The 410-nt window shown below is 65.6% G+C and carries 1 protein-coding gene; it reads right to left on the reverse strand.

What is annotated here, in order from left to right; translation table 11 throughout:
• Window positions 1-376, reverse strand: a 376-nt coding sequence (locus CS062_RS25605; protein WP_199174393.1) for a multinuclear nonheme iron-dependent oxidase, incomplete at its 3' end; no start/stop codon positions are given.
• Window positions 377-410 lie beyond the last annotated feature (34 nt).

The following is a 410-nucleotide window of genomic DNA, read 5'->3' on the forward strand; positions in this document are numbered from 1 at the left end:
CGAACAATTCGTCGGCCGGCGGGAAGCGGCCGTCTCGTTCGAGCATGAACGGCGTGTCGACCCGCTCCCGCAACGCTGTCACGAGGTCCAGGACCTCCGGTGGTGTCCGCGCGGCGTGGGTGTCGTGATAGAAGTCCGCCCCGTCTCGCCCGCCGGCGACGTGGCTGTACGCCACCTGCTCCACTGGAAGTCTGGTGAGTTCGCGCAGTGGATCACGGCCACGGTTGCGTGCGTTGGCGTACACGTTCGCCACATCGAGCACCAACAGCACACCGGTGCGGTCCACCAGTTCGGTGAGGAACTCCGATTCGGTGAGGTCGGATTCCGGCCACTCCACGAACGAGGCGATGTTCTCCACCGCCAGCGGAACGTCCAACTGCGCTCGGGTGCGGTGAATGTTGTCCACCAGC

It is taken from the genome of Roseateles chitinivorans (assembly GCF_002761755.1).
GTDB lineage: Bacteria > Pseudomonadota > Gammaproteobacteria > Burkholderiales > Burkholderiaceae_C > Roseateles > Roseateles chitinivorans.